Annotated in this window: 26 protein-coding genes; 24 read left to right on the top strand and 2 right to left on the bottom strand. The window is 46.6% G+C overall.

The features are described from left to right. Positions 1-162 precede the first annotated feature (162 nt). Positions 163-1,398 (bottom strand): NO-inducible flavohemoprotein, encoded by a 1,236-nt coding sequence (hmpA, locus tag ACR8BL_RS05800; protein WP_434751724.1) that lies wholly within the window; start codon positions 1,396-1,398, stop codon positions 163-165. A 509-nt stretch (positions 1,399-1,907) separates the two neighbouring features. Between hmpA and ACR8BL_RS05795 the strand changes: the two genes are divergently transcribed. The 19 genes from ACR8BL_RS05795 to trmD all read left to right on the top strand — a co-directional run bounded on the left by ACR8BL_RS05795 (position 1,908) and on the right by trmD (position 19,940). Then, positions 1,908-2,414 carry a YceD family protein gene (locus ACR8BL_RS05795; protein ID WP_434751723.1) on the top strand — a complete coding sequence of 169 codons (507 nt, stop codon included), beginning with the start codon at positions 1,908-1,910 and terminating at the stop codon, positions 2,412-2,414. A 65-nt stretch (positions 2,415-2,479) separates the two neighbouring features. Further along, positions 2,480-2,653, top strand: coding sequence for a 50S ribosomal protein L32 (rpmF, locus tag ACR8BL_RS05790; RefSeq protein ID WP_017689233.1), 174 nt, complete (start codon positions 2,480-2,482; stop codon positions 2,651-2,653). Positions 2,654-3,053: 400 nt separating this feature from the next. Beyond that, positions 3,054-3,602: a transcription factor FapR gene (fapR, locus tag ACR8BL_RS05785; RefSeq protein ID WP_240036837.1), complete on the top strand. Its 549-nt coding sequence runs from the start codon at positions 3,054-3,056 to the stop codon at positions 3,600-3,602. After that, positions 3,599-4,594: a phosphate acyltransferase PlsX gene (gene plsX / locus ACR8BL_RS05780; protein WP_434751722.1), complete on the top strand. Its 996-nt coding sequence runs from the start codon at positions 3,599-3,601 to the stop codon at positions 4,592-4,594. The genes fapR and plsX overlap by 4 nt, the downstream gene beginning before the upstream one ends. An 8-nt stretch (positions 4,595-4,602) precedes the next feature. Then, complete coding sequence (locus tag ACR8BL_RS05775) at positions 4,603-5,592, top strand: beta-ketoacyl-ACP synthase III (RefSeq protein ID WP_434751721.1); 990 nt, start codon at positions 4,603-4,605, stop codon at positions 5,590-5,592. Between the two features lie 25 nt (positions 5,593-5,617). Continuing rightward, on the top strand, positions 5,618-6,556 hold the full coding sequence (fabD, locus tag ACR8BL_RS05770; protein WP_434751720.1) for an ACP S-malonyltransferase: 939 nt from the start codon (positions 5,618-5,620) through the stop codon (positions 6,554-6,556). Positions 6,557-6,812: 256 nt separating this feature from the next. Then, the gene (fabG, locus tag ACR8BL_RS05765; protein WP_434751719.1) at positions 6,813-7,562 is read left to right on the top strand and encodes a 3-oxoacyl-[acyl-carrier-protein] reductase; all 750 of its coding nucleotides are present in this window, start codon (positions 6,813-6,815) and stop codon (positions 7,560-7,562) included. Between the two features lie 150 nt (positions 7,563-7,712). After that, on the top strand, positions 7,713-7,946 hold the full coding sequence (acpP, locus tag ACR8BL_RS05760) for an acyl carrier protein (protein ID WP_024630176.1): 234 nt from the start codon (positions 7,713-7,715) through the stop codon (positions 7,944-7,946). Positions 7,947-8,122: 176 nt separating this feature from the next. Continuing rightward, positions 8,123-9,361, top strand: a complete 1,239-nt coding sequence (gene fabF / locus ACR8BL_RS05755; RefSeq protein WP_434751718.1) for a beta-ketoacyl-ACP synthase II — start codon at positions 8,123-8,125, stop codon at positions 9,359-9,361. Positions 9,362-9,374: 13 nt separating this feature from the next. After that, positions 9,375-10,073, top strand: coding sequence for a ribonuclease III (gene rnc / locus ACR8BL_RS05750; protein WP_434751717.1), 699 nt, complete (start codon positions 9,375-9,377; stop codon positions 10,071-10,073). 187 nt (positions 10,074-10,260) lie between these two features. Then, entirely contained in the window at positions 10,261-13,830 is a 3,570-nt protein-coding gene (gene smc / locus ACR8BL_RS05745; protein ID WP_434751716.1) for a chromosome segregation protein SMC, read from the top strand. A gap of 89 nt (positions 13,831-13,919) precedes the next feature. Then, the gene (ftsY, locus tag ACR8BL_RS05740; protein WP_434751715.1) at positions 13,920-14,933 is read left to right on the top strand and encodes a signal recognition particle-docking protein FtsY; all 1,014 of its coding nucleotides are present in this window, start codon (positions 13,920-13,922) and stop codon (positions 14,931-14,933) included. A 136-nt stretch (positions 14,934-15,069) separates the two neighbouring features. Continuing rightward, positions 15,070-15,717, top strand: coding sequence for a PAQR family membrane homeostasis protein TrhA (gene trhA, locus ACR8BL_RS05735; RefSeq protein ID WP_434751714.1), 648 nt, complete (start codon positions 15,070-15,072; stop codon positions 15,715-15,717). 270 nt (positions 15,718-15,987) lie between these two features. Further along, positions 15,988-16,338 carry a putative DNA-binding protein gene (locus ACR8BL_RS05730; protein ID WP_434751713.1) on the top strand — a complete coding sequence of 117 codons (351 nt, stop codon included), beginning with the start codon at positions 15,988-15,990 and terminating at the stop codon, positions 16,336-16,338. Between the two features lie 66 nt (positions 16,339-16,404). Further along, positions 16,405-17,781, top strand: a complete 1,377-nt coding sequence (gene ffh, locus ACR8BL_RS05725; RefSeq protein ID WP_434751712.1) for a signal recognition particle protein — start codon at positions 16,405-16,407, stop codon at positions 17,779-17,781. A 54-nt stretch (positions 17,782-17,835) separates the two neighbouring features. Then, positions 17,836-18,108, top strand: coding sequence for a 30S ribosomal protein S16 (rpsP, locus tag ACR8BL_RS05720; RefSeq protein WP_434751711.1), 273 nt, complete (start codon positions 17,836-17,838; stop codon positions 18,106-18,108). Positions 18,109-18,131: 23 nt separating this feature from the next. Beyond that, a complete protein-coding gene (locus ACR8BL_RS05715) occupies positions 18,132-18,362 on the top strand; it encodes a KH domain-containing protein (protein ID WP_434751710.1) in 231 nt (76 codons plus the stop codon). Between the two features lie 302 nt (positions 18,363-18,664). Next, complete coding sequence (gene rimM / locus ACR8BL_RS05710) at positions 18,665-19,177, top strand: ribosome maturation factor RimM (protein WP_434751709.1); 513 nt, start codon at positions 18,665-18,667, stop codon at positions 19,175-19,177. Position 19,178: 1 nt separating this feature from the next. After that, a complete protein-coding gene (gene trmD, locus ACR8BL_RS05705; RefSeq protein ID WP_434758334.1) occupies positions 19,179-19,940 on the top strand; it encodes a tRNA (guanosine(37)-N1)-methyltransferase TrmD in 762 nt (253 codons plus the stop codon). 85 nt (positions 19,941-20,025) lie between these two features. Here trmD and ACR8BL_RS05700 read toward each other — a convergent pair whose 3' ends face one another. Continuing rightward, entirely contained in the window at positions 20,026-20,973 is a 948-nt protein-coding gene (locus ACR8BL_RS05700; protein WP_434751708.1) for a polysaccharide deacetylase family protein, read from the bottom strand. Between the two features lie 407 nt (positions 20,974-21,380). Here ACR8BL_RS05700 and rplS point away from each other — a divergent pair, with 407 nt between their 5' ends. From rplS to ACR8BL_RS05675, 5 genes are all read left to right on the top strand, one after another. Then, a complete protein-coding gene (rplS, locus tag ACR8BL_RS05695; RefSeq protein WP_024630190.1) occupies positions 21,381-21,722 on the top strand; it encodes a 50S ribosomal protein L19 in 342 nt (113 codons plus the stop codon). Between the two features lie 305 nt (positions 21,723-22,027). Then, positions 22,028-22,648: a signal peptidase I gene (gene lepB, locus ACR8BL_RS05690; RefSeq protein WP_434751707.1), complete on the top strand. Its 621-nt coding sequence runs from the start codon at positions 22,028-22,030 to the stop codon at positions 22,646-22,648. A 35-nt stretch (positions 22,649-22,683) separates the two neighbouring features. Further along, entirely contained in the window at positions 22,684-23,547 is an 864-nt protein-coding gene (ylqF, locus tag ACR8BL_RS05685) for a ribosome biogenesis GTPase YlqF (protein ID WP_434751706.1), read from the top strand. A gap of 593 nt (positions 23,548-24,140) precedes the next feature. Next, on the top strand, positions 24,141-25,235 hold the full coding sequence (gene ltrA / locus ACR8BL_RS05680) for a group II intron reverse transcriptase/maturase (protein WP_434751705.1): 1,095 nt from the start codon (positions 24,141-24,143) through the stop codon (positions 25,233-25,235). Beyond that, positions 25,211-25,441, top strand: a complete 231-nt coding sequence (locus ACR8BL_RS05675) for a group II intron maturase-specific domain-containing protein (RefSeq protein WP_434751704.1) — start codon at positions 25,211-25,213, stop codon at positions 25,439-25,441. Before ltrA ends, ACR8BL_RS05675 begins: the two co-directional genes overlap by 25 nt. Positions 25,442-25,521 lie beyond the last annotated feature (80 nt).

Raw genomic sequence — 25,521 nt, 5'->3', positions numbered from 1 at the left:
TAATAGTCATGTGCCTCTTCCATCATAGAGGAGAGCTTGAGTTAGAGCAAATCGTGAAAAAAAGGTACAGGATCAGCATCCGCAGATGCGCCTGTACCTTAAATCGAGTTATTATTCCTTTTGAAAAACTCTAATTTAACGCTTTTTCGGTAGTCGTTTTACTCAAACATTCTCCGTTGCAGGAGCAAGACTGGCTTTTGGTCCGAAAAATTCATAGTGAATACGATCTGCTGCAACACCAATCGAAGTGAGTTCTGCATAAACAGAGCGCATAAACGCTACCGAACCGCACAGATAATAATTCGCATCCGGTTCCTGTATGACTTGACGAAGCCATGCCGCATCCATGTATCCCTGCTTGTAAACCAGTTCGTTCTCCAGATCCGAATCAACAGGAGCCGTGTAACAATAGTAAGCTTTCAGATGAGAATGCTCTTGAGACAAATGGTTTACATGATCGCGGAACGCATGAGATATTCCGTTCGGGCTAGCGTGTAAAAAGGTGATCGGACGCTGATTATTGGACTCTATCAGAGCGTTAAGCATACTGATCATTGGCGTTAAGCCTACACCGCCACTCACCAGTACAACAGGACGCTGATCTTCCATATCTAATGTGAAATCACCAGCTGGAGCAGAGATTTCCACCAGACTGCCTTCTGTAATGTGATCGTGAAGGTAATTAGAGATCACTCCGTCGGGATGATCGGGTCCGCCTAATTCGCGTTTTACGGATATACGATAATAGGGTTTGCCAGGTGCGTCGGAAAGGGTATACTGACGAATCTGAGTGAATTTCTGTCCATGAGGCTGGATTCTGATGCTGATATATTGCCCCGGTTGATATGAAGCAATAGACTGGTCATCTTCCGGCATCAAATAAAACGAAGTGATGACTTCGCTCTCTTGCACTTTCTTCGCAACTTTGAAGTTTCTGAAACCGTCCCATCCGCCAGTCTGATTGGCGGCTTCGCTATACATATCCTGTTCAATGCCAATAAAGGCATCTGCAATGACTTGGTATGCATCGCCCCATGCCGTTAAGATTTCATCCGTTGCGTTATCACCTAATACATCCTTGATGGCTTGAAGCAGATAAGTACCAACAATCGAGTATTGCTCAGGCACAATGCCAAGACTGCGATGTTTGTGAGCAACCTGACGAACAGCTGGCAAGATGGCAGCAAGGTTATCGATGTGCAGGGCCGCTGTATATACCATGTTGGCGAGAGCGGCTTGCTGACGGCCCTGTTTCTGGTTAGCATGGTTGAAAATGTTCAATAACTCCGGGTGAGCCGCAAACATCGTTTGGTAGAAATGGCGTGTAATGGCCTCACCGTGAACTTCAAGTACAGGTACAGTAGATTTGATTACATCAATCGTTTGTTGGCTTAACATGTAATTTCCCTCCCGATTATCGTTGATATATGGTCTGCAAAGGTTGCTTATGAAAATGCTCATGTATGTTAATTGTGCTTTCGATTTATAGCAAGTATAGACAGCAGGTAAAATGGCCTGTGTGACATAGATCACACCATTCGTTAACGATTAGTGACCATATAAAGAGGGAAGCGCATCGGGTGCAAGTCGAGAATAGTTTCACAGGTATACTTCTGGAGATGACTTGTAGTTATTCCGGAGTAGGTCTATAATAGATCAGATGTGACGGTTTCATCGGAGCTACTGTTTTTCAAAAAGGGTGTAAAGTTAAAAGTGTTGACAAACCTCTTGAAAAATCGGTATAATGATTTTTGTTTGTTAAGTCAGTTTCATAAATCTTTTACGGGTGACAGCCATCATACATACAGTCAGGGATGAACGCACATATTAGGATCGTCTTGAACTGTATACTGCCGCCATTCGTAGGGCAACTATTTATGAAATTGATTTCGTTTGGAGTGATGAACATGTTAATGCCATTTCGCAAAGTGGCGACCAGTGATCGTCCCGTGAAGTTTAATGAACAATGGGATATTCAACATCTGGTTTCTAACCGACAAGATATCACAGCCGTTACCCCGATGACTGCAGATTTATATGCTGAGATCAGAGAGGGGAACGTTGTGGATGTTCATGGCAAACTGACAGTAGGGATGGACATGTTGTGCTCCCGTTGTCTTAAGCCGCTTAGTGAACATTTTCATATTGATTTTCATGAGCAATTCAAGCAGGGAAAACAACCGGAGGAATTATCTGAGGATGACGATACACTCTATGTGGATGGGGATAGCGTTGATCTGAAGGTGTATGCCGAGGGAACTTTTCTGCTGGATCTTCCGTTTGTACCGCTCTGCAGCGATACATGCAAGGGACTCTGTCCCAAGTGTGGCCACGAGCTGAACGAAGGTGACTGCGGTTGTGATACCCAGGTTATCGATCCGCGGCTTGCAGGACTCAAGGATTTTTTTAAATGAGCATGATTGAAAATCGAACGTAACAACTACCTGTAAAGGTTGATTTTGATAAGGAGGTGGGAATAATGGCAGTACCTCAACGGAGAACGTCCAAGACGCGTCGCGACAAACGTCGCACTCACTTTAAATTGGCTGTACCGGGCATGGTGAAATGTGAACAATGTGGCGAACTTAAACTGAGTCACCACGTGTGCAAAGTGTGCGGAACGTACAAAGCAAGAGAGATCATCTCTCAATAATAGCTAGACATGAAGCAACACTTCATCTTTGATGAGGTGTTGCTTTTTTGTATGAGGAAAAAATCAACGGACGTCTGGCTTCAGCCGAGGTTTGGATACGCTATCTATCAACGCACAACGCTTTGCTGAAGTGGTGTGAAATTGTTATACCAGCCTTTCTTTTTGACACAGGATGAGATATACTATAGTTTAGTACCAGGTTCTAAGATTTGACGTTACATACAGATCATCATAAACTTTTAGGAGAAGCTCCCTTGGGTGAGCGGGGGTTACAGTATATAGAGAAGTAAAGACTTGAATGACTGAACCTGACCGAAGGGCGGTTCCAGAAACGATACAGCGGGGGGTGTCAGGCATCGAGCGTTTACCGAAGAGACAGAGGCAGCAGCAGTTAACTAAAATGATAGATGAGAATCCGTTTGTGACCGACCAGGAGCTTACACGTCAATTGAAGGTGAGTATTCAGACGATCCGTCTTGACAGGTTGGAACTTGGAATACCGGAGCTTCGGGAACGGATGAAACTGATGGCGGAGCGCTCGTATGATCAGGTGCGCTCACTGCCCCTGCATGAAATTATCGGTGATATCGTGGACTTGCAGCTGGACAAGAGCGGAATATCTCTGTTTGAGATCAAAGAGGAGCATGTTTTCTCAAGAACAGGCATTGCCCGTGGTCATTATGTTTTTGCACAAGCCAACTCGCTGGCAGTCGCTGTCATTAATGATGAGATTGCGTTAACAGCTTCGGCAGACATACGTTTTGTTCGTTCGGTTCGTTTGGGAGAGAAATGCATCGCCAAGGCTTATGTCAAATCTATCCCCGGTCAGAAAGGCAAAGCAAAAGTTGAAGTGTTCACCTATGTGGGTGAAGAAATGGTGTTTCAAGGGAATTTTGTGATCTATCATTCAGGTGGAGAAGACAGCAAAGAAGGAGGTCATTTGGAATGAGAATCGTCATTGATGCCATGGGTGGCGATCATGCCCCTGCGTCAACCGTAGAAGGGGCTGTTGCCGCGGCTACGGAATGGGCGGATACACAGATCGTCCTGGTAGGCGATGAAGCCAAGCTTGAACCTCTTTTAAGTCAGTCAGGAGCAAGACCGGCCAACTTGAGCGTTCGGCACGCTTCCGAAGTGATTGGTTCAGATGATGAGCCGGTAAAAGCGGTACGACGCAAAAAAGATTCCTCAATGGTTGTAGCTGGACGCATGGTCAAAGAGAAGGAAGCCGATGCAATGATCTCGGCAGGTAATACCGGAGCGTTAATGACGGCGGGTTTACTCGTTGTAGGCCGGATGGACGGGATTGAACGTCCGGCGCTTGCTCCCATGATTCCTACGATGGATGATTTGGGCGTGCTTGCTCTTGATTTGGGCGCGAATATGGATGCTAAACCGGAACACCTCGCACAATATGCGTTGATGGGCAGCCTATATCGGCAAAAAGTACAAGGTATTGCATCCCCGAGAGTGGGGTTGCTCAATGTTGGAACAGAACCGGGCAAAGGCAATGAGCTGACTAAGCATGCCTATCCGTTGCTGGAACAACTCCCTATTCGTTTTGTGGGGAATGTAGAAGCACGGGATGTACTTACTGGCGCCTGTGATGTGCTCGTGTGTGACGGGTTTGCCGGCAACATTTTGCTCAAATCGCTGGAAGGCGCGGCAGGAGCCATTTTTGGTCTGCTCAAAGAAAAGTTTACTTCGTCCTTCAAAAATAAACTGGCTGCGGCGGTGCTCCTGCCAGAATTACGGGGACTAAAGAGCAAGCTTGATTATACGGAGCACGGTGGTGCCCCTTTGTTAGGTTTAAGTGGACTGGTCGTGAAAAGTCATGGTTCGGCGGATGGCAATGCGATCAAAAATGCCGTGCGTCAGGCACGGATTGCAGTGCAAAATCAGTTGGTGGACAGCATATCTAAGGAAATTAGCGGGAAGTGAGTGACGATATGAATAATTTGCGCCCAGTAGGGATCATTGGTACAGGTAAATACGTGCCAGAGAAAATTTTGACAAACAGTGATTTGGAAAAAATGGTCGATACGAATGATGAGTGGATTGTCAGCCGTACAGGCATCAAGGAGCGGCATATTGCTGCACCGGATCAAGCCACTTCTGATTTGGCCTATGAAGCTGCATTGAAGGCTCTTGAATCGGCTGGTATGACTGGTAGCGATCTGGATCTGATCATTGTTGCAACGATTACACCGGACTCTTCTTTCCCGTCAACAGCTTGCATTCTGCAGGACAAACTGGGAGCCAAGGGAGCTGCCGCATTTGATTTGTCCGCTGCTTGTTCCGGGTTCGTATATGGTCTTGCTACAGCAACCAGCTTCATTAAAAGTGGAATGTATAACAATGCACTTGTGATCGGTGCGGACTGCCTGTCACGCATTACAGACTACACAGACCGCAACACTTGTGTTCTTTTCGGTGATGGAGCGGGTGCTGTCGTTGTTGGTGAAGTTCCGGAAGGTCGTGGATTCAAAGCATTTGATCTCGGTGCAGAAGGGGCAGGAGGCAGTCTTCTTAACATTGAAGGCGGTGGTTCACGTCTGCCAGCAAGTGCGGAAACGATTGAGAACAAAAAACATTATATCTATATGAACGGCCGTGAAGTGTTTAAATTTGCCGTTCGTGTAATGGGTACAGCAACGATTGAAGTTCTTCGCAAAGCTGGCATGGATCGTACCGATGTAGATTTGTTCGTTCCGCATCAGGCGAATGTACGAATTATTCAATCAGCAATGCAGCGGCTGGAGCTTCCAGAGGAGAAAGTGGTTGTTAACGTAGACAAATACGCGAATACGTCGGCAGCATCTATACCGCTTGCACTGGTCGAAGCGGCAGAAGAAGGCCGTATGAAAGCTGGAGACACCGTTTTGATGGTCGGGTTTGGTGGCGGTTTGACATGGGGAGCATCCGTACTCGTATGGTAAACTAGACAGCTGGAGGATGAATGAAATGGGTAAAATCGCTTTTGTATTTCCTGGGCAGGGATCACAGACTGTAGGTATGGCTAAGGATGCATATGAGTCTGTGCCAGCAGCCACTGAAGTTTTTCGCACAGCAGATGAAGCTCTGGGCTTCTCCCTAAGTAACCTGATCTTTGAAGGGCCAGAGGCCGAGTTGAAACAAACATCCAATACACAACCGGCTCTGCTCACAGCAAGTATCGCGCTGTTAGAGGCTTTCAAAGAAAAAGGAATTGAAGCGGACTATGTTGCAGGACACAGCCTGGGAGAGTATAGTGCTTTAGTGGCCGCGGGTGTTCTGTCCTTTGAGGATGCTTTGCAAATTGTCCGCGCTCGTGGGCAATATATGGAAGAGGCTGTTCCAGGTGGGCAGGGAGCTATGGCCGCTGTACTAGGTGCAGATCGGGAAGCGCTGGGGGTGCTTTGCCGTGAAGTGTCAGAGAGTGGTCATGCAGTTGAACTTGCCAACATCAATTGTCCGGGACAAATTGTCATTTCGGGTGTAAAAGAAGGCGTTGCAGCCGTGTCAGAGCGGGTAAAGGAAGCTGGCGGCAAACGTGCGATTGCAATCGAAGTGAGTGGTCCGTTCCACTCTTCCCTGATGAGAGGCGCTGCGGAGAAACTTGCGGATAAGCTGAGTACAGCTACATTCTCACCTGCTAAGGTTCCTGTGGTAGCTAACGTTACGGCGAGACCTGCTGAAGATGGAAAATTTCCTGACTTGCTAACGGCTCAGGTCTATTCTCCGGTTTTATGGGAAGACAGTGTGACATGGCTGATTGAGCAAGGTGTGGATACGTTTATTGAGATTGGTTCGGGTAGAGTATTAACCGGTTTGATTAAAAAAACAGATAAAACCGTAAAATCATACAATGTGAACAGTCTTGAAACATTGGAAACTACTGCATCTGGTCTTAAAAATAATTAAATCACATAAGTAGAACTATTTATTTACACTTTAACGGAGAGGACAGAAAAAACCTGGAAAAGCGAAGCTAAAAGCTTTCTGAAAGAAAGCTGCATCGGAAGAATAGGCTTCGCCTTTATCACCGGATTTTCCCCTTTGCAGAAGGGGATCAAAAAATCTGGGGATAACAGCGATTGTAAGGTTATTCTGTCACCTTAGTGCTTATGTAAATAACTTAAGTTTAACTTATGTAGATTCAGGGAGAGGAGGAATGGTTATGTCTAAACCGTTAGAAGGTAAAAATGCATTGGTAACCGGAGCGTCACGCGGGATCGGCCGTAGCATTGCGCTAGCCCTGGCAGAAGCTGGAGCGAATGTGGCTGTAAACTACGCTGGCAGTCAGGCTGCTGCAGAAGCAGTAGCCGATGAGATTCGAGCAAAGGGTGTTGAAGCTATTACTGTTCAGGCGAATGTAGGTCTGATGGGTGAAGCGGAACAAATGGTTAAAACAACGCTTGAAGCGTGGGGCAATGTGGATATTCTGGTGAACAATGCGGGGATTACCCGGGACAACCTCATCATGCGTATGAAAGAAGAAGAGTTCGATCAGGTAATCGAAACAAATCTCAAAGGGGTATTTAACTGTCTAAAAGCAGTAACACGTCCTATGATGAAGCAGCGTTCAGGTAGAATTATTAACATTTCCTCTGTCGTAGGTGTACTGGGTAATCCAGGACAAGCAAACTACGTTGCAGCGAAAGCTGGAGTTATTGGTTTAACGAAGGCCTCTGCTCGTGAACTTGCTTCTCGCGGAATTACGGTGAACTGTGTTGCACCAGGTTTCATTGAAACCGATATGACAAAGGAATTGTCTCAAGAGCTGGTCGATGGTATGCTTAGTGGCATTCCGTTGTCCCGTTTGGGGCAGCCGGATGAAATTGCGGAAGTGGTTACATTCCTGGCATCAGAAGCTTCATCTTATATGACAGGTCAAACACTGCATGTCGATGGCGGCATGTACATGTAAATTTCCTGGACTTGAACTACAGTCGGGGAACGGGCGCTGGATGATCCGAAATGCCGGAAAAAGGCCGGGTTCCCCGGCCGGGAGCCGCATATGTCTTCTATGGCATTTTGCCTGCGATTCTCGTATAATATCTAGGAGGAGGTGAACCGGATGTCCGATGTATTGGAGCGTGTAAAACGCATCGTCGTTGACCGCTTAGGCGCAGACGAAGCTGAAGTTACACTTGAAGCATCTTTCAAAGAAGATTTGGGTGCTGATTCTTTGGATGTAGTGGAATTGGTCATGGAATTGGAAGATGAATTTGATTTGGAAATCTCTGATGAAGATGCAGAAAAAATTACGACCGTAGGTGAAGTTGTTAATTACATACAATCTCATACCTAAAGTCAATTAAGTCCCGCTCCTGTTTTCGAACAGGCGGGACTTCTCATCATTCATTGGTTTTTCACATCCCGCAGACGGGTTGCTTCGCTGATCTTTAGTAAAGGCGTTCCGTATCCGAGTCTGCGGATATTCCCACAAAATACTTGCGAAATGCAGTCGATATAGAGGTGAGTCGGTTGAAACAAAGAGTTGTAATTACCGGAATGGGCGTAATGACATCGCTCGGAAAAGATTTAGAGACGTTCTGGGGCAGTTTAATGGCAGGAAAGTCCGGAATTTCTCAGATTGAGGCGTTTGATGTTAGTGAATACACGACACAGATTGCAGCCGAGATCAAAGATTTCAACCCGGAAGAATATATGGATCGAAAAGATGCACGGAAGATGGATCGTTTTGTACAGTTCGCTGTGGCAGCTGGTTTCAAAGCGGTTGAAGATAGCGGTCTGAAAATCAATGAGAACATTGATGCAGAGCGTTTTGGCGTATCGATCGGTTCTGGTATCGGTGGATTGGGAACTTGGGAAGATCAGCACAATGCGCTCTTGCAAAAAGGTCCTAAACGTGTCAGTCCATTCTTTATCCCGATGATGATTTCAAATATGGCGTCTGGACAGATGTCCATCTCACTTGGTGCCAAAGGTCCGAACATCAATGTCGTTACCGCTTGTGCAACAGGAACACACTCCATTGGAGATTCCTTTAAATTGATTGCAAATGGTGATGCAGATGCGATGATTTGCGGCGGTGCTGAAGCAACCATCCGCCCAACAGGACTGGCTGGTTTCTGTGCGATGCGTGCCATGTCTACACGTAATGATGATCCTGCTAAGGCAAGTCGTCCTTTTGATACAGGTCGTGACGGATTTGTTATGGGTGAAGGTGCTGGTGTTCTGATTCTGGAATCCCTTGAACATGCTCAGGCTCGTGGCGCACGCATCTATGGTGAAGTAATCGGTTATGGTCTGACGGGTGATGCTCATCACATGACAGAACCAGATCCGGATGGAGCAGCGCGTTGTATGACGATGGCACTTCGTAATGCGGGTATTAAGCCAGAAGAAGTGGATTACATCAATGCACACGGCACTTCAACGCCAGTAGGTGACCGTTCCGAAACGCTCGCAATCAAAAAAGCGTTTGGCGATCATGCGTACAAGCTTGCAGTCAGTTCAACGAAATCCATGACAGGTCATATGCTTGGCGCTGCGGGTGGTGTAGAGGCTGTAATCTGCGGATTGTCGCTAACACATCAGACACTGGCTCCAACGATTAACCTGGAGGATCAGGACCCTGAATGTGATCTGGATTACGTGCCTAACGTTCCGCGTCAAACTGAAGTGAATATAGCAATGTCCAATTCATTTGGATTCGGCGGTCACAATGCCACCATTATTCTCAAAAAATTTGAAGCATAAGGGGCTAGTTCGTTTGAGTGAAGATCTGAAGCAGTTACAACAAAAACTTCAAATCAAATTTGACAACAGGCAGCTTCTAAAACAAGCGTTTACCCATGCTTCTTATGTAAACGAACATCGATTCAGTCAACATCAGGATAATGAGCGTCTGGAGTTTCTGGGCGATGCTGTGCTGGAGCTGACTGTATCGGAGTACTTGTATCATCTGTATCCTAACCGTCCGGAAGGAGAACTAACAAAGATGCGGGCATCTATTGTCTGTGAACCTTCCCTCGTCAAATTTGCTGAAGCGCTCAGTTTTGGACAATATGTACTTCTTGGAAAAGGTGAGGAATTAACTGGAGGACGTACACGTCCGGCTCTTCTGGCGGATGTGTTCGAGTCATTTATTGGTGCATTATATCTTGATCAGGGTCTTGAGCCTGTACGAACCTTTCTGGAGCAGCATGTTTTTCCGTTAATCGTTGTTGGCAGCAAGCTGCAAATGAGTGACTACAAAACAGAGTTGCAAGAACTCACACAGCATCACAATATGGGAGCTCTGGAATACCGGATTGTAGAAGAAAGGGGACCAGCCCATGAACGTGAGTTTGTCTCAGAGGTCCATATGGGTCAAGAACGGCTTGGCCGAGGTACAGGACGTTCCAAAAAAGAGGCGGAACAACAGGCTGCATCTGCCGCGCTTGAACGATTGAAGCTTCCGGAAGCCTGAACTGTACCAGACAGTGCTTAGACAAACGAAGAGCAAAGAGCAGCCCGCGGGCCCGCCCCGGCGGAAGTATCGGCCGGACTGCTTTTTGCTCTTTTTTTTGTAAAGAGACTCGGGATAATCTTCGGATCTTTAACTAGGTGCTGAAAGCATTATTTGAAATTTGCAAGAGGAGGTGACGAGAAGCCCTATGTTTCTTAAACGAATTGAATTGGGTGGATTCAAGTCATTCGCCGACAAAACGGAAATGGAATTTGTTCGTGGTATTACAGCGGTTGTAGGTCCGAACGGAAGCGGTAAAAGTAATATATCCGATGGGATTCGCTGGGTATTGGGGGAGCAAAGTGCAAAGTCACTGCGTGGCGGTAAAATGGAAGATGTTATTTTTGCAGGCAGTGATGCACGTAAAGCGGTCAACTATGGAGAGGTTTCACTTACGCTCGACAATGAGGATCATGCATTAGCTCTGGATTTCGGTGAAGTGACCGTGACTCGTCGTGTTCATCGCAGCGGGGACAGTGAGTATTTTATCAATAAACAATCTTGTCGTCTGAAGGATATTACCGAGCTATTCATGGATACGGGGATTGGTAAAGAGGCTTACTCGATTATTGGTCAAGGACGAATTGAGGAGATTCTGAGTACTCGTTCCGAGGATCGCCGTGGGATCTTTGAAGAGGCTTCAGGTATTGTTAAATATAAATCCCGCAAACGGGATGCCACACGTAAGCTGGATGAAACGGAGCAGAATTTGCTGCGTATTCACGATCTTGTGACCGAATTGGAAGATCAGATTGGTCCGCTTAAGGAACAATCCGAGAAAGCAATGCATTATAAGCAGCTTCGTTCCGAACTGAAATCGAAGGAAATCTCGATGTATGTGTATCAGATTGAACAGATTCATGCTTCCTGGAGCAAAGCAAGTGAACGGCTGAAATCGCTCAAACAGGAAGAGGTAGGTCTCGCTGCGATTGTTTCAACACATGATGCAAAGCTTGAAAATGATCGTAATGCACTGCGTTTGCTGGAAGCAGAGACAGAGGAACTTCAATCTGCCCTGCTGCAGTTCAGTGAAGCAACTGAGAAAAGCGAAGGTCTCGGTGAATTGCTTCGGGAACGTACACGTCATCTGCAAGCGAACCAGGAGCAATTGAGGGAAACACTGGCGGTGAGTAAGGAAAAACATCGCGAGCGTGAAGCCGAACTACTTGCCTTGCGTGAAAAGTTCGGCAAGCTTGAAATGGAGCTTGCGGATGTGAAAAATCGTTTGGCTGAAGAAGAAGCCAAGCTGGTCGGTGTTACCGGCGGAATAAGTCAGCAGCAGGAGGAGAGTCTGAAAGGAAACCTGCTGGAACTGATGAATCAAATGGCACAGGCTCGAAACGAAATTCGTTACGTAGACCAGCAGAAAGAAACGATAGAGCGCAGGATGAACCGTGCATCAGAGGAATCCGGCAAATGGGAAGAACAGAAACAAACGCTGGAAAGCCGGAAAGCTGAAATTCAAAAAAAGGTTGTCCAACTAGGTAAGGAAATCAGTGAACTGCGCGGGGGATATATTTCGGAAAGTGAGCGACTGCAGTCTCTGCAAAAGCTTCTAGAAGAAAGCCGGAGCACTGTGCGAAAATGGGAGCAAAAACGTGAGGCGCAGGTGTCCCGCCGGGATACGATGAAAGAAATGCAGGATGATTTTGACGGCTTTATGCTGGGTGTAAAAGAAGTGCTTAAGGCGTCGCGTAAAGGTACCTTGAACGGGGTACATGGCGCTGTGGCAGAACTCGTCAAAGTTCCCGAGAAGATTGAGCTTGCTGTAGAGACGGCAATGGGTGCTGCGTTGCAGCATATTGTAATGGAGAACGAAGCGGTATCACGGCAGGCGATTGCTTTCCTTAAGCAGCGTCAATTGGGACGTGCGACCTTCCTGCCACTGGACGTTATTCGCCCCCGGGCAATCGGTGCTGGTGAGCGTTCAATGGTGGAGGGCATGGACGGTTTTGTGGGCATCGGTGCAGAACTTGTGGAGTATGATTCCAGATATGCCTCTATTATCGGCAGCTTGCTTGGCAATGTCATCATTGCAGAGACGCTGGAGTTTGCGAATAAAATTGCGGCACGTTGTCAGTATCGTTTCCGTGTTGTGACCCTGGAGGGGGATGTCGTTAATGCTGGCGGTTCCATGACAGGCGGAAGTCAGCACAAAAAAAATGGCAGTTTGCTCAGTCGCAAGCGGCAGCTGGATCAGCTAGATCAGGATATAGTGGATACCGAGCAGCAGATTGTGAAGTTGCATCTCAGTGTGGATGATGTGAAGGAGCAGTTAGAGCAGTGCCAGAACAAGCTGGATCAGCTCCGTCAGTCTGGTGACGATACCCGGAATGCGGAACAGCAGGCCTCTATGGAAATGAAGCAAATTGAACATGAACTGCGCCATGTACTGGAGCAAGTTGCTGTGGCGGGGCAGGAAAAGAGTGGCTTCACGGAAGAGATCAAGGAACTGGAACAATCCCGGGTTGAAGCAGAGAAAAAGCTCGTGCAGCTTGAGGAAGAGGAGAAAGCGACACACCGTGCGATTCACGCGGCAGAGTTTGCCCGGAAGGCGAATGAGTCTGCAAAAGAAGAATTGCAAAGCCAGCTGACCGAACTGAAAGTGCGGGAAGGCAAGCTGGATCAGGAGCGCTTTTCTAATGAGGAGCAACTGCGGAGATTGGAACGTGAGGTCGATTCTCTTGTAAAAGATCTTCGCCAGAATCGTACGTTGCTAGCTTCGATGGAAGCTGATTTCAAGAAAACGCAGACTGAGAGTGTAAGACAGATTGAAGATTTGAACGAATACAAGTTGAAAAAGGCAAAGGCATCTCAGGAGCTGGACTTCAAACGAGCTGCCCGGAGTGAATTGTCGAAGAAACTGGAGCTGGCCGAAAGTGAAACGAAGGAGCAGCGCACACAGCTCAAAGCGGTAGAAGAGCAGATGCGTCAGACTGAAATTTCCGTAAACCGGTTGGATGTTGAACTGGAAAACATTTTGCGTAAGCTGACCGATGAATATGAATTAGGTTATGAGCTTGCTAAAGAGCGATATCCTGTACCTGAGGATGTAGAAAGTACCCAGGCAGAGGTTCAGAAGCTGAAACGTGCCATCTCGGCTCTTGGCGAGGTGAACCTCGGTGCGATTGAAGAGTTCCAACGGGTGAATGAGCGGTATGAGTTCCTGAACGAACAGAAGAATGATCTGGTGGAAGCCAAAACGACATTGTATCAGGTCATCAAGGAAATGGAAGATGAAATGGCGAAGCGCTTCAAATTTACGTTTGATGCCATCCGCCGTGAGTTCGGTACCGTATTTACGAAGTTGTTTGGCGGAGGACGTGCCGATCTTGTTCTGATGGATCCTGAGCGACTTCTTGATACAGGGATTGATATCGTAGCACAGCCGCCAGGCAAGAAACTGCAAAATCTGCAGCTGTTGTCAGGTGGAGAACGGGCCTTAACGGCTATGGCTCTACTGTTTGCTATTCTGCATGTAAAACCTGTACCATTCTGCGTACTGGACGAAGTTGAGGCTGCACTGGATGAGGCCAATGTTGTTCGTTTTGCCCAGTACTTGCGCGAGTTCTCTGAACAAACACAATTTATTGTGGTCACCCACCGAAAGGGCACGATGGAAGAAGCAGATGTCCTGTACGGGGTTACGATGGAAGAGGGCGGAGTATCCAAGCTCGTTTCGGTTAAACTGGAAGATGAGGAAGCTGAGATTGCCTGATTGGATATGCACACAGCCGCAGAGCATGACTCATTTTATTTCTTACAAAAATCATTATGATTTGATTATGTACACGACGGAGGGGCTTTATGAGTTTCTTTAAAAAGCTGAGAGACAGCATTGCAAGTAAAACGGAGTCGGTAACCAAACAATTCAAGGATGGACTCGAAAAGACCCGTAAAGGGCTTGTGGAGAAAGTAACCGATCTGGTCATTCGCCGCAAAAAAATAGATGAGGAGTTCTACGAGGAACTCGAAGAAATTTTGATTGGAGCGGACGTAGGCGTTAATACGGTCATGAATCTGATTGAAGACCTGCGAGCGGAAGTAAAAAAACGTAAAATCGAGGATGCGGCTGAATTGCAGCCTGTATTGTCTGAGAAGCTGACGGATCTGCTTCGCGGTGAGCAAAACAATGAGCTGAAAATGAATCCAGACGGTATCACGGTTATCTTGTTTGTCGGCGTGAATGGAGTTGGTAAAACAACAACAATTGGCAAACTGGCGCATCGTTTCAAGCAACAGGGCAAAAAAGTGATCATGGCTGCAGGGGATACGTTCCGTGCCGGAGCGATTGAGCAGCTTGAAGTATGGGGACAGCGCGCAGGTGTGGACGTGATCAAGCAACAATCTGGTTCTGATCCTGCGGCTGTCATGTATGATGCGGTACAAGCTGCAAAACAACGCGGAGCCGACGTGCTGTTGTGTGATACTGCAGGACGTTTGCAAAATAAAAGCAATTTGATGGACGAGTTAAACAAAATCTATCGTGTCATTCAACGTGAGATTCCAAGTGCGCCGCATGAAGTGTTGATGGTGCTGGATGCAACGACAGGACAGAATGCTTTGAACCAGGCTAAACTTTTCGGAGAGAAAAGTGGGGTGACAGGTCTTGTTCTGACTAAACTGGATGGAACAGCCAAAGGTGGAATCGTCGTTGCTATTCGACAGGAGCTAGACTTGCCTGTGAAGCTGGTTGGTCTTGGAGAGAAGATTGATGATCTGCAGGAGTTTGACTCCGAGCAGTTCGTACATGCGCTATTCGCAGGATTAATTCAGGAGCAGCCGGCAGAGGACGGTGAAGACGAGAATACACAGGCCTGATCGGGGCCTGAACGAATAACCATGTACGTGTATTGCCGTTGCATCATGTGAGAGCTCACGTGTAATGCATCGGCAATACGTGTATAATGGAATGTAACCGAAATGTAATCGTAATGGGTTAGAAAGGAAGGTTGATATGGCCAATACCTATACCTATTCCCGTCGTGAAGAGGTCGCCAATGCCGTGACACATGGAATTGGTGCTGCGCTCAGTGTAGCTGCGTTAGTGCTGTTAATTGTATTTTCCAGTATGAAAGGCACGGCTTGGCATGTTGTCAGTTTTACGATTTATGGCATTACGATGTTAATGCTGTATACCAATTCAACACTTGTGCATGCGCTCAAAGAGGGAAAAGCCAAAGATTTGTTTGAGTTTTTTGACCACTCTTCTATATACCTGTTTATTGCAGGCACATACACGCCATTTTTGTTCGTCGCTGTTCGAGGAACACTGGGCTGGACGTTGTTCGGTATCATCTGGGGCATTGCTCTGGCGGGAGTAATCTTCAAAGCATTTTTCACGAAGAAGTTCCTGTTTATGTCTACGATCTTCTACATCGCGATGGGCTGGCTGATTGTTACTGCCTGGCAGCCTCTTGTGACGGCCATACCGACAGGTGGAATTGTGCTGCTGGTTGCCGGAGGTCTGATGTATACACTAGGTACGTTATTCTATGTATGGAGAGGTTTTCCATTTCATCATGCGATCTGGCATCTGTTTGTGCTGGCAGGAAGCATTCTTCACTTCTTTGCCGTAATTATTTATCTGACCCCGCTTCGTTAGACGACTAAACGAAGTGTCTCTTTACTGGAGACGCTTCGTTTTTTTATTTTAATTCTGGTGTATAGAATCTTATAAATGAGTCAAAGCATAGCTATGAAAATAAGCTTGCAGAGCACCTTCAGGTGGTGTTTTTGTACCCTCGTCGCCGGGCTTTGTCTCTCTTTTTCTTGTGACAAGTATTTTTGCTTGACATCCTGATTTGTTTTAGGTATTATTAGGAACGTTGCAAGAGTGTAAAGTGTTTTTCCTTGACGAAGGGAGTGCCCCGATATGAGTCAAGAAAACCGGCTTGAGAAGACAAACCGGATTAACTTGCTTTTTGCTTTTTATGAATCACTGCTTACAGAGAAACAGCAAACGTTTCTGAAATATTACTTTCATGATGATTTTTCACTTGGTGAAATTGCAGCCGAGTTTGAGATCAGCCGCCAGGCGGTATACGAACATATTAAGCGTGCTGAGCAAGTGCTCGAAAACTACGAAAGCAAGCTGGGCTTGCTGGAGAAGTATGAGAGACGCAGCCGCTGCCTTGAAGATTTACAACATGCATTGGAACGCGCTGGCGTTACCATGGATAACAACAAACCAATACACGATCTCGTCGCACAGCTGACCGAATAGTTACTGTTACAGACAGGTGGGACGAATCGGTCTGAAAAACGTATTTAAGCTTAAGGAGGTGGGATCATGGCATTTGAAGGATTAACGACCCGATTGCAGAATGTGTTCAGCAAGCTGCGCGGCAAAGGCAAGGTGTCTGATGAAGACGTAGCCGAAGCGATGCGTGAAGTACGTCTGGCATTGCTTGAAGCGGATGTAAACTTCAAAGTGGTCAAGGAATTCATCGCCAAAGTGAAAGAGAAGGCTGTCGGCAAAGAAGTGATGGATAGCTTCACACCCGGAATGGTCATCATTGACATCGTTAACAAAGAGTTAACGGATCTGATGGGTGGAAGTCAAGCCAAGCTGGCTAAGGCAAACAAACCACCTACGGTGATCATGATGGTTGGTTTACAGGGTGCAGGTAAAACGACTACATCCGGTAAACTGGCGAAAATGTTGCAAAAGCAAAACAGCAGACCCTTACTGGTTGCGGGTGACATTTATCGTCCGGCTGCGATCAAACAGCTGCAAGTGCTGGGAGAACAGATTAAGGCGCCTGTGTTCACACTTGGTGATCAGACAAGCCCGGTAGAGATTGCACGTCAAGGTCTGCAGCACGCAAAAGACAACGGAAACGATTATGTTATCGTTGATACAGCAGGACGATTGCATGTCGATGAAGAATTGATGGAAGAACTGCGTCAGATTCACAGCGTAGTGAATCCCGATGAAGTCTTGCTTGTTGTCGACAGCATGACGGGTCAGGATGCGGTTAACGTGGCGGAACACTTTAATCAGCAACTTGATTTGACAGGAGTTGTCCTGACCAAACTGGACGGCGATACACGTGGTGGTGCGGCACTTTCGGTCAAAGCAGTCACAGGCTGCCCGATCAAGTTTGCCTCTCTCGGAGAGAAACTTGATGCACTCGAGCCATTCCATCCGGAACGTATGGCATCACGGATTCTCGGTATGGGTGACATGTTGTCACTGATTGAGAAGGCACAGTCTAACATCGATACCGAAAAAGCCAAGGAAATGGAACGTAAGATGCGTAATGCAGAATTCACGTTCGAGGATTTCCTGGAGCAGATGGATCAGGTGAAGAAGCTTGGACCGATTGACCAGATCATGGATATGATTCCGGGCATGGGCAAGATGAAACAGGCCAAAGACCTGAAGGTGGATGACAAACAGATGGGCCGGATCGAAGCGATTGTCTATTCGATGACAACCGAAGAGAAACGTAACCCGGATATGATTAACCATAACCGCCGGAAGCGTATTGCAACTGGAAGTGGAACATCGCTCGCAGAGGTGAATCGTCTGATCAAGCAGTTTGACGAGATGCGCCGTATGATGAAGCAGTTCTCGGACATGATGGGTCCTAAAGGCGGTAAGAACAAAGCGATGAAACAGCTGAAAGGTCTTGGCAAAGGAATGAAGTTTCCTTTCCGTTGATTGAATCTAAGGCTGAATGAGATATAGATTTCATTGAAGGAGGTGAATTTTCAAATGGCAGTTCGTATTCGTCTGAAACGTATGGGTGCTCACAAAGCTCCTTTCTACCGCATCGTGGTATCGGATTCCCGTTCCCCACGTGATGGTCGTTTTATCGAGGAGATCGGTTACTACAACCCGGTTGAACAACCGGCTGTTGTTAAGATCGATGAAGATAAAGCATTGCAATGGCTTCAAAACGGTGCACAAGCATCTGACACTGTCCGCAACTTGCTGAGCAAAGCGGGCGTGATGAAGAAATTCCACGAGTCTAAATTATCTAAATAAGGTGCTGATTCGGAGGGTCATCTATGGAAGAATTAGTAAGCATAATTGCTAAGGCTTTGGTCGATCATCCGGATGATGTGACGGTTCGGACGGTTGAGAAAGACCGGATTGTCGTTTATGAGTTAACGGTGCATCCTGACGATGTCGGGAAAGTGATCGGAAAACAGGGACGAATCGCAAAATCTCTTCGTACGGTCGTCACATCAGCAGCAGTTAAGATGGATAAACGGGTTACCGTTGATATCATATCTTAAAGATATACGAAAGGGGGTTAGGATGCATGTCCTAGCCCCTTTTCGTGCATGCTGAACTTAATATGTTGGATTAGATATTGAATTAAAATATTTTTAGGTATGCATGACTTCGGGAGCAGTGTAGGGGATGGAATCGATTCTGGAGAAGCGTTAGCGTTCGCCTTTATCACCTCATTTTCACCTTTTAGAGATTGATCTAAAAATGAGGGGGTAACAGCGATCGTAAGAACGAACCATTGCCGGAACGGCTGTACGAGAGTCGAGTTACCTGTTATTTTGATTGAATTTCGTAGGAGGATTGTATGGCAGAGTTTATGAATGTAGGTAAAATTGTGAATACTCACGGTATTCGGGGCGAGTTAAGAATCATGCCTTTGACTGATTTTCCGGAAGTTCGTTTCGCCAAAAATGCAGAACTGTATTTGTTTACCCCGGATAATCATCCAGTACTCGTTACGGTGGAATCTTCGCGTTTGCATAAAAATATGTATATTGTTCGTCTGAAAGAATATGGAAACATTAACGAAGTAGAAAAATTCAAGGGCAGCATTGCAAAAGTATCCAAGGAAAACCTTGCTGAACTGGAGGAGGGCGAGTATTATTTTCACCAGATCGTAGGATGTACCGTTCTTACGGAAGAGGGGGAGACACTCGGAACGATCTCGGAGATCCTTACACCGGGCGCAAATGATGTATGGGTGGTCAAAACTCCAGCTGGAAAAGAAGTGCTGATCCCTGTTATAGATGATGTCGTTCTGGATGTTGATGTGGAACAAAAGCAGGTCAAGATTCACCTGATGGAAGGACTGCTGTAACATGAAGGTTGATGTATTGACGTTATTCCCGGAAATGTTCGATGGTGTGTTTGGAACGAGCATTCTCGGTAAAGCGCAGGCAAAGGGGCTTGTCTCGCTGGGGGCGACCAATTTCCGGAATTACGCAACCAATAAACATAACACTGTGGATGATGCTCCATATGGCGGGGGCGGGGGCATGGTGCTTAAACCTGATCCGATCTTTGCTGCGGTAGAAGATGTCCTGGAGCAGCGCGGAGAGGCTGCCGCCATGATGAAAGCTCCGCGGATTATTCTGATGTGTCCGCAGGGTGAGACATTCACACAGAAAAAAGCAGAAGAACTGGTTCAGGAAGATCATCTGATTTTTATATGCGGTCATTATGAGGGGTATGATGAACGTATTCGTGAATTCCTGGTGACGGATGAACTATCCATTGGTGACTATGTTCTGACGGGCGGCGAGCTTCCTGCCATGGTGGCCATTGATAGTATTGTGCGATTGATCCCAGGTGTTCTTGGCAATGAGACAAGTGCGGTGACGGATTCATTCAGTACAGGATTGCTTGAATACCCTCATTACACCCGCCCACCTGAATTTAGAGGTATGAAGGTGCCTGATATGCTTTTGTCTGGGCATCATTTGAATATCGAGGCTTGGCGTAGAGAGCAGTCCCTGATTCGTACGTTGGAGCGCAGACCGGAACTGCTTGAGACGGCTGATCTGACTGAGAAAGAACGGAAATGGCTGGAGAAGTACCGCTCTGAACAAGATAAGAAATAGTAAATAAAAGCCGAAAGTACAGCAGAGACTGTACTAATCGGCTTTTTATTTTGGTAGCATAAGATGGATTCATTTAGAGTGTTGACTATATACCCTTCCCGTGCGTATTGGTACCCGTTCGTAGCAAGGTAGGTAGATCGGTGTCATTCGTAACCGTCAGGCGCGGCAGAAGCATGGGCGAATCACCTGGACGAACAAAACCGGGAATAACGGTGAAACCCATACGATATCCGTGTTGTTGCAGCTTATAGATCATCTGTGCACTGAAATAACCGTATGGATAAGCGATATATGGAGTATCAATACCCATATGTTTGATCTGTTCAATATCCTGATCCAGTAGACTGGTATCGAGGGTAACCGGCAGATCGTCTCCACATACCATATACCCTTTGTGATGCAGGTTGAATGTGTGGCTATTATATTCAAATACGTCGCTTCCAGCCTGCATCTCTTGCTTTGAGATATCACTTTTTTTGTTGGGATCAAACGCCACTGGTGTAGACTGAATTCGGCTTCCTATTACAAAAAGTGAAGCATGGAAATGATATTTTTTAAGTACGGGATAGGCCAGCGTATAATTGTTTTGATATCCGTCATCAAAAGTGATGACAAATGATTTTTCAGGTAGCGAAATTTCACCATTAACATACTGTTCAAGTTGGGCGAGCGTGACGGTTCGGTATCCGTTATCGTGTAAATACTTCATATTTTGCTCGAAGACTTCCAAGTCAATGATGGATTTATTGTTAGGTTCATGATTGTCCTGCTTTGGCGTAACATAATGGTACATGAGTACAGGAACTTCTGCAGCTGTGCCTTGTTTGATAACAAAGTTAGAGCGATCCAGCTTGGAGTGCATGGAAAAGTCAGAGTGAGACAACGTAAAGATTTTACGTTGTACGAGATTCCAAGACGAGCAGGCTTTGTGAGATAACGCGTTGGTGGGATGGTTAACAGCATAAGCATATAATGTGACGGTACATGTGAGCAAGGCAAGTGCGAGTAGTATAATTTTTTTTGAGTACTTCATGTCTCTCCTGGTTCTCCTTTAATGTTCATCTATTTCTGTATATTATGAGTTGCTCATGATCATGAGCTTTAAACTACATGATAGACGATCTTCTATTAAGGAAAGTTACAGTATTTTATCTTTTACAGAGATTGATTTCTTAAACCCTTCATCTGCAATCTTCAACTCTTGTTTAGGGGATGAACAAGTGGTTGCGGGTTAGCTCCTTCAGTATGCTCTGGTAATGAAGCTTTTACGAGTGCATACTGCTCAAGTACAATAGTTGTTTATTTTTGCTTGTGTTTTGATATGCTGCGTGATACAATAAGTCTGTTATGTGGAATACGGCGGTCCTCTATGGATAATGAAGGAGACAAGGTGATCTCTGGAAGAAGTATGAACGCCTGTACGGAAGGAGGGAGTCATAGATGAATATCGTTCAAGCGATTACACAAGAACAACTTCGTAAAGATATTCCGAGTTTTCGTCCTGGTGACACTTTGAAAGTGCACGTTAAGGTAATCGAGGGAACTCGTGAGCGTATCCAATTGTTCGAAGGTGTTGTGATTAAACGCCGTGGTGGTGGAATCAGTGAGACTTTTACAGTTCGTAAAATTTCTTACGGTGTAGGTGTGGAAAGAGCTTTCCCGCTTCATTCCCCTAAAATCGATAGAATCGAAGTGGCTCGCCGTGGTAAAGTGCGTCGTGCGAAGCTTTATTATCTTCGTGAACTACGCGGTAAAGCAGCGAGAATTAAAGAAATTCGTTAATATAACGGATACCGGGAAGGGCTTGGAGACAAGCCCTTTTCGTTTTTGTCCGGGAAAAGTTGAACCGGAGGTACACTTCCGAGTAAAATGGTATGGCGGATATGCGGCGTAAAGTCCGGGAGGATTGTGACATCAGTTATTCAAGGCATTTGAATTGTGGTTCAATGTACTGTTGTAATGCTTGGCTGCAAGAATTACATAACTGGGTTAAGTATTTGCTTTCCCTAAACATGGGTTAGGGATGATGCAAATAAGCTGGATGTATACTGCTATAATCATGTACTGTGAAGAGAGGAAGATCTTGAATGGAACAAGAAGTTCAACAGGACCAGGGCACACCTGCCGTAGAAAAAAATAATCGATCCAAAAAAGCTAAAAACGAAATTGTAGAGTGGCTGAAGGCTATTGTCATTGCACTTGTGCTGGTCATTCTCATTCGCTGGCTGCTCTTTAAACCCTTCGTTGTGGACGGGCCGTCCATGCAACCGAATTTCTCCACAGGAGAACGGGTCATTGTTAATGAAATTCTGTATGATATCCGTGAGCCAAAACGTGGTGAAGTTATCGTCTTCCATGTACCTTCCGAAGGGCGAGATTTCATCAAACGTGTTATTGCAGTTGAGGGAGATACAGTGCAGGTTCAAGGGGATACGGTAACCGTTAACGGACAAAAGGTTAATGAAACCTATATCCAGGGTGCTATTGATGCAGCGGAAGCCACTGGTGGCACCTATAACGTGAAGGATTTCCCGAACGAACAATTCCCTGATGGTAAAGTGCCGCCCGGTCATGTATTTGTCATGGGAGACAATCGACCGAACAGTACCGACAGCCGGATGATCGGTTATGTATCGCTTAAAGATATTATTGGTCGTGCGGATGTTATTTTCTGGCCAATTGGAGAAATTAAGTGGATTAACCACTAAGATTCAAATTATGTATTAAATGAGGTGAAGACAAGGTGACGATACAATGGTTTCCAGGTCATATGACCCGAGCCAGACGACAGATTCAGGACAAGTTGAAGCTCATTGACGTGGTCATCGAACTATTGGATGCCCGTCTGCCTGTCTCCAGCCGTAATCCGATGATCGACGAGATTTTGATGGATAAACCCCGCATGATTTTGCTGAATAAGTCGGATTTGGCAGATGCCAAAGTGACGCAAGAGTGGATTGAGTATTTTAAAAAAGAAGGCATTACGGCTTTCCCTGTGGATGCTTCGACAGGTACAAATGTCAAAGATATTCCTACTCAGGCAAGGCTTCTTCTGAAGGAAAAAATTGATCGTCAACTGGCAAAAGGCATTAACCCCCGTGCTGTACGGGGATTGATTGTTGGTATTCCGAACGTCGGCAAATCCACATTGATCAACCGGCTGGCTGGACGAAGCATTGCTGCGACCGGAGATCGTCCGGGTGTAACCAAAGGGCAACAGTGGATTAAAGTGGGTAAGGAAATGGAGCTGCTGGATACGCCAGGTATTTTGTGGCCGAAGTTTGAAGATCAAAATGTCGGTTATCGCCTTGCTGTAACGGGTGCGATCAAAGAAGAAATCCTGAATGCAGAAGATATTGCGTTCTTTGGAATCAGTTATCTGATGCGTTATTATTGGGACGCCCTGGAAGAGAGATATGGTCTTCAGGAGTTCTCTAAAGATGCAGACGATCCGGACAACGTTATTGCTATTATGGAGAAGGTCGGCCGAATCCGCGGGTGTGTGATTAGCGGTGGGCGTATTGATTTGGAGAAGGCATCTCGTGCGTTTCTACGGGAATTACGTGCAGGCAAGATGGGACGTTTCTCAATGGAAGCTCCTTATTAATAAAAAAGCAACACAAGAGCCGAAAGAAGCGGCCGTTACCGGGTTACCGGGAACGGTCTTTTTTTGTGTTTGCGCGCCTAGCCAAGCTAGACACAACTAGCCGGTGAAAGTCCGGTCGAGGTAAGAGCCAAGTCGCCTCGTAGCTGACGGGCAACTGGTGGAGAAATCCTAAGGTTGAAGCTCCGTGACAAAGTAACTTCGTAAGGAAGTGCGAGCAAATCCACAGGCTGTAACATGAAGTGAATCCTGCCGCATCGTTAAAAAGAACCTTTTTTTTAGGACAAGAGGGAGCCGAGTCCTGAGACATTGGGCGAAGGCCATGGAACGCGTGAAGCCCTTGGAAGTGCAGCGCGGAAGAACCCTCCGGTGTAAGGGGAGCGGCATGTGGAGAAAGTTGGGTCTGGAACTAGGGAGACCCTCCCCCGCACGAAGTTTTTTTTCGTAAAGAGCTGACCTATAAGCTGGAAAGGCGAAATGGGAAGCTGCGGGAAGGGAGTCGGAGGGGGACATAGTACCGTGGAAATGAGGACAACACAACCTCATGAAGGGAAGGACCCCTGCTTTTGTTCATGTACTGAAGGAGGTAAGAGTCAGTGAATGCCCAAAAGGCTAACTACACCAAAGTCAAAGCTCGACAACTTCAAAACGTACTATACCTGGCGGCCAAGGAGCATCCGAGGCGCCGGTTTCATGCATTATATGACAAGGTTTATCGAGAGGATGTTCTTTGGGAAGCATGGAAACAGGTCAAAGCGAGTGGGGGGAGTGGTGGTGTCGATGGAGTGACACTGGACACCATCGTTCAGACATATGGAGCCGGGCGCTTTGTGGAGGAACTGAGAAATAAGCTGAAAACGGGAACCTACCAGCCCCAGCCTGCAAGACGGAAAGAGATTCCAAAGCCAGATGGGAAGACTCGCCCGCTGGGTATCCCCGTGATTGCGGATCAAGTCGTGCAGATGGCAGCCAAAATGGTGTTGGAGCCCCTATTCGAAGCAGACTTCAAGGCGTTCTCCTATGGATTTCGTCCGAAGCGAAGTGCGCATGATGCGATTCGCCATATCCGGCGAGCGGTAAGGAAAGGTGTGTACTGGGTGGTAGACATCGATATTCGAGGATACTTTGACAACATCCCTCATGAAAAGCTGATGCAATTGGTACAGCAGCGCGTCAGCGACAAGCGGATGTTAAAGCTGATTCGTCAATGGCTAAAAGCAGGATTCATGAAAGATGGACAGTGGTACCCTACCGAGATTGGATCGCCACAGGGCGGGGTCATTAGCCCGCTGTTGGCGAACATCTACCTGAACTACCTGGATGCGATCTGGGAAAAGAAGTGTACAGAAATCGGAACCCTGGTGCGCTACGCCGATGACCTGGTGATCCTGTGCAAAACCAAAGAACAAGCCATGCAGGCCATCCACGTGTTGAAGGCCGTGTTCGGAAAACTCGAGCTGGAGATGAACAAGGAGAAGTCAAAGGTGCTGAACCTGTGGGGAGACCAGGAAGGGTTCGACTTTCTGGGGATGCATCACCGGAAAATACCGAAGAAGCTGAAAGGGAACAAAGAAGCCTATGTCTTGCGCAGCTATCCAACAAGAAAAGCGATGAAGACCATGAGGCAAAGAGTCAAAGAAATCACCGAGCCGAGGAATCGTCTGTATTGGACGATGAACCAGATATCCTAGAACTCAACCCGAAAATACAGGGCTGGAAGAACTACTATGGACTGGATGTCTTTGCGACCAAGTTTCTGAATAAAATCGACTGGTATATCCGAAGACGACTAACCCTGTTCTGGAACAAAAAACGAAACCGACGCCATAAGCACAGCAAGTCCCGGCAGGCAGCAACAACGGCTGAACTGGCAGGACTAAAGAAACTGGCTGGATGAAAAAAAAAAAAAAAAAAATCCGTAATGCCACAGGAAGAAGAGCATCGGAAAGCCGTATGAGGGAAAACCTCACGTACGGT

It is taken from the genome of Paenibacillus amylolyticus (assembly GCF_051136285.1).
Taxonomy (GTDB): Bacteria; Bacillota; Bacilli; order Paenibacillales; family Paenibacillaceae; genus Paenibacillus; species Paenibacillus amylolyticus_F.
This window is presented reverse-complemented; position numbering and strand designations above follow the sequence as displayed.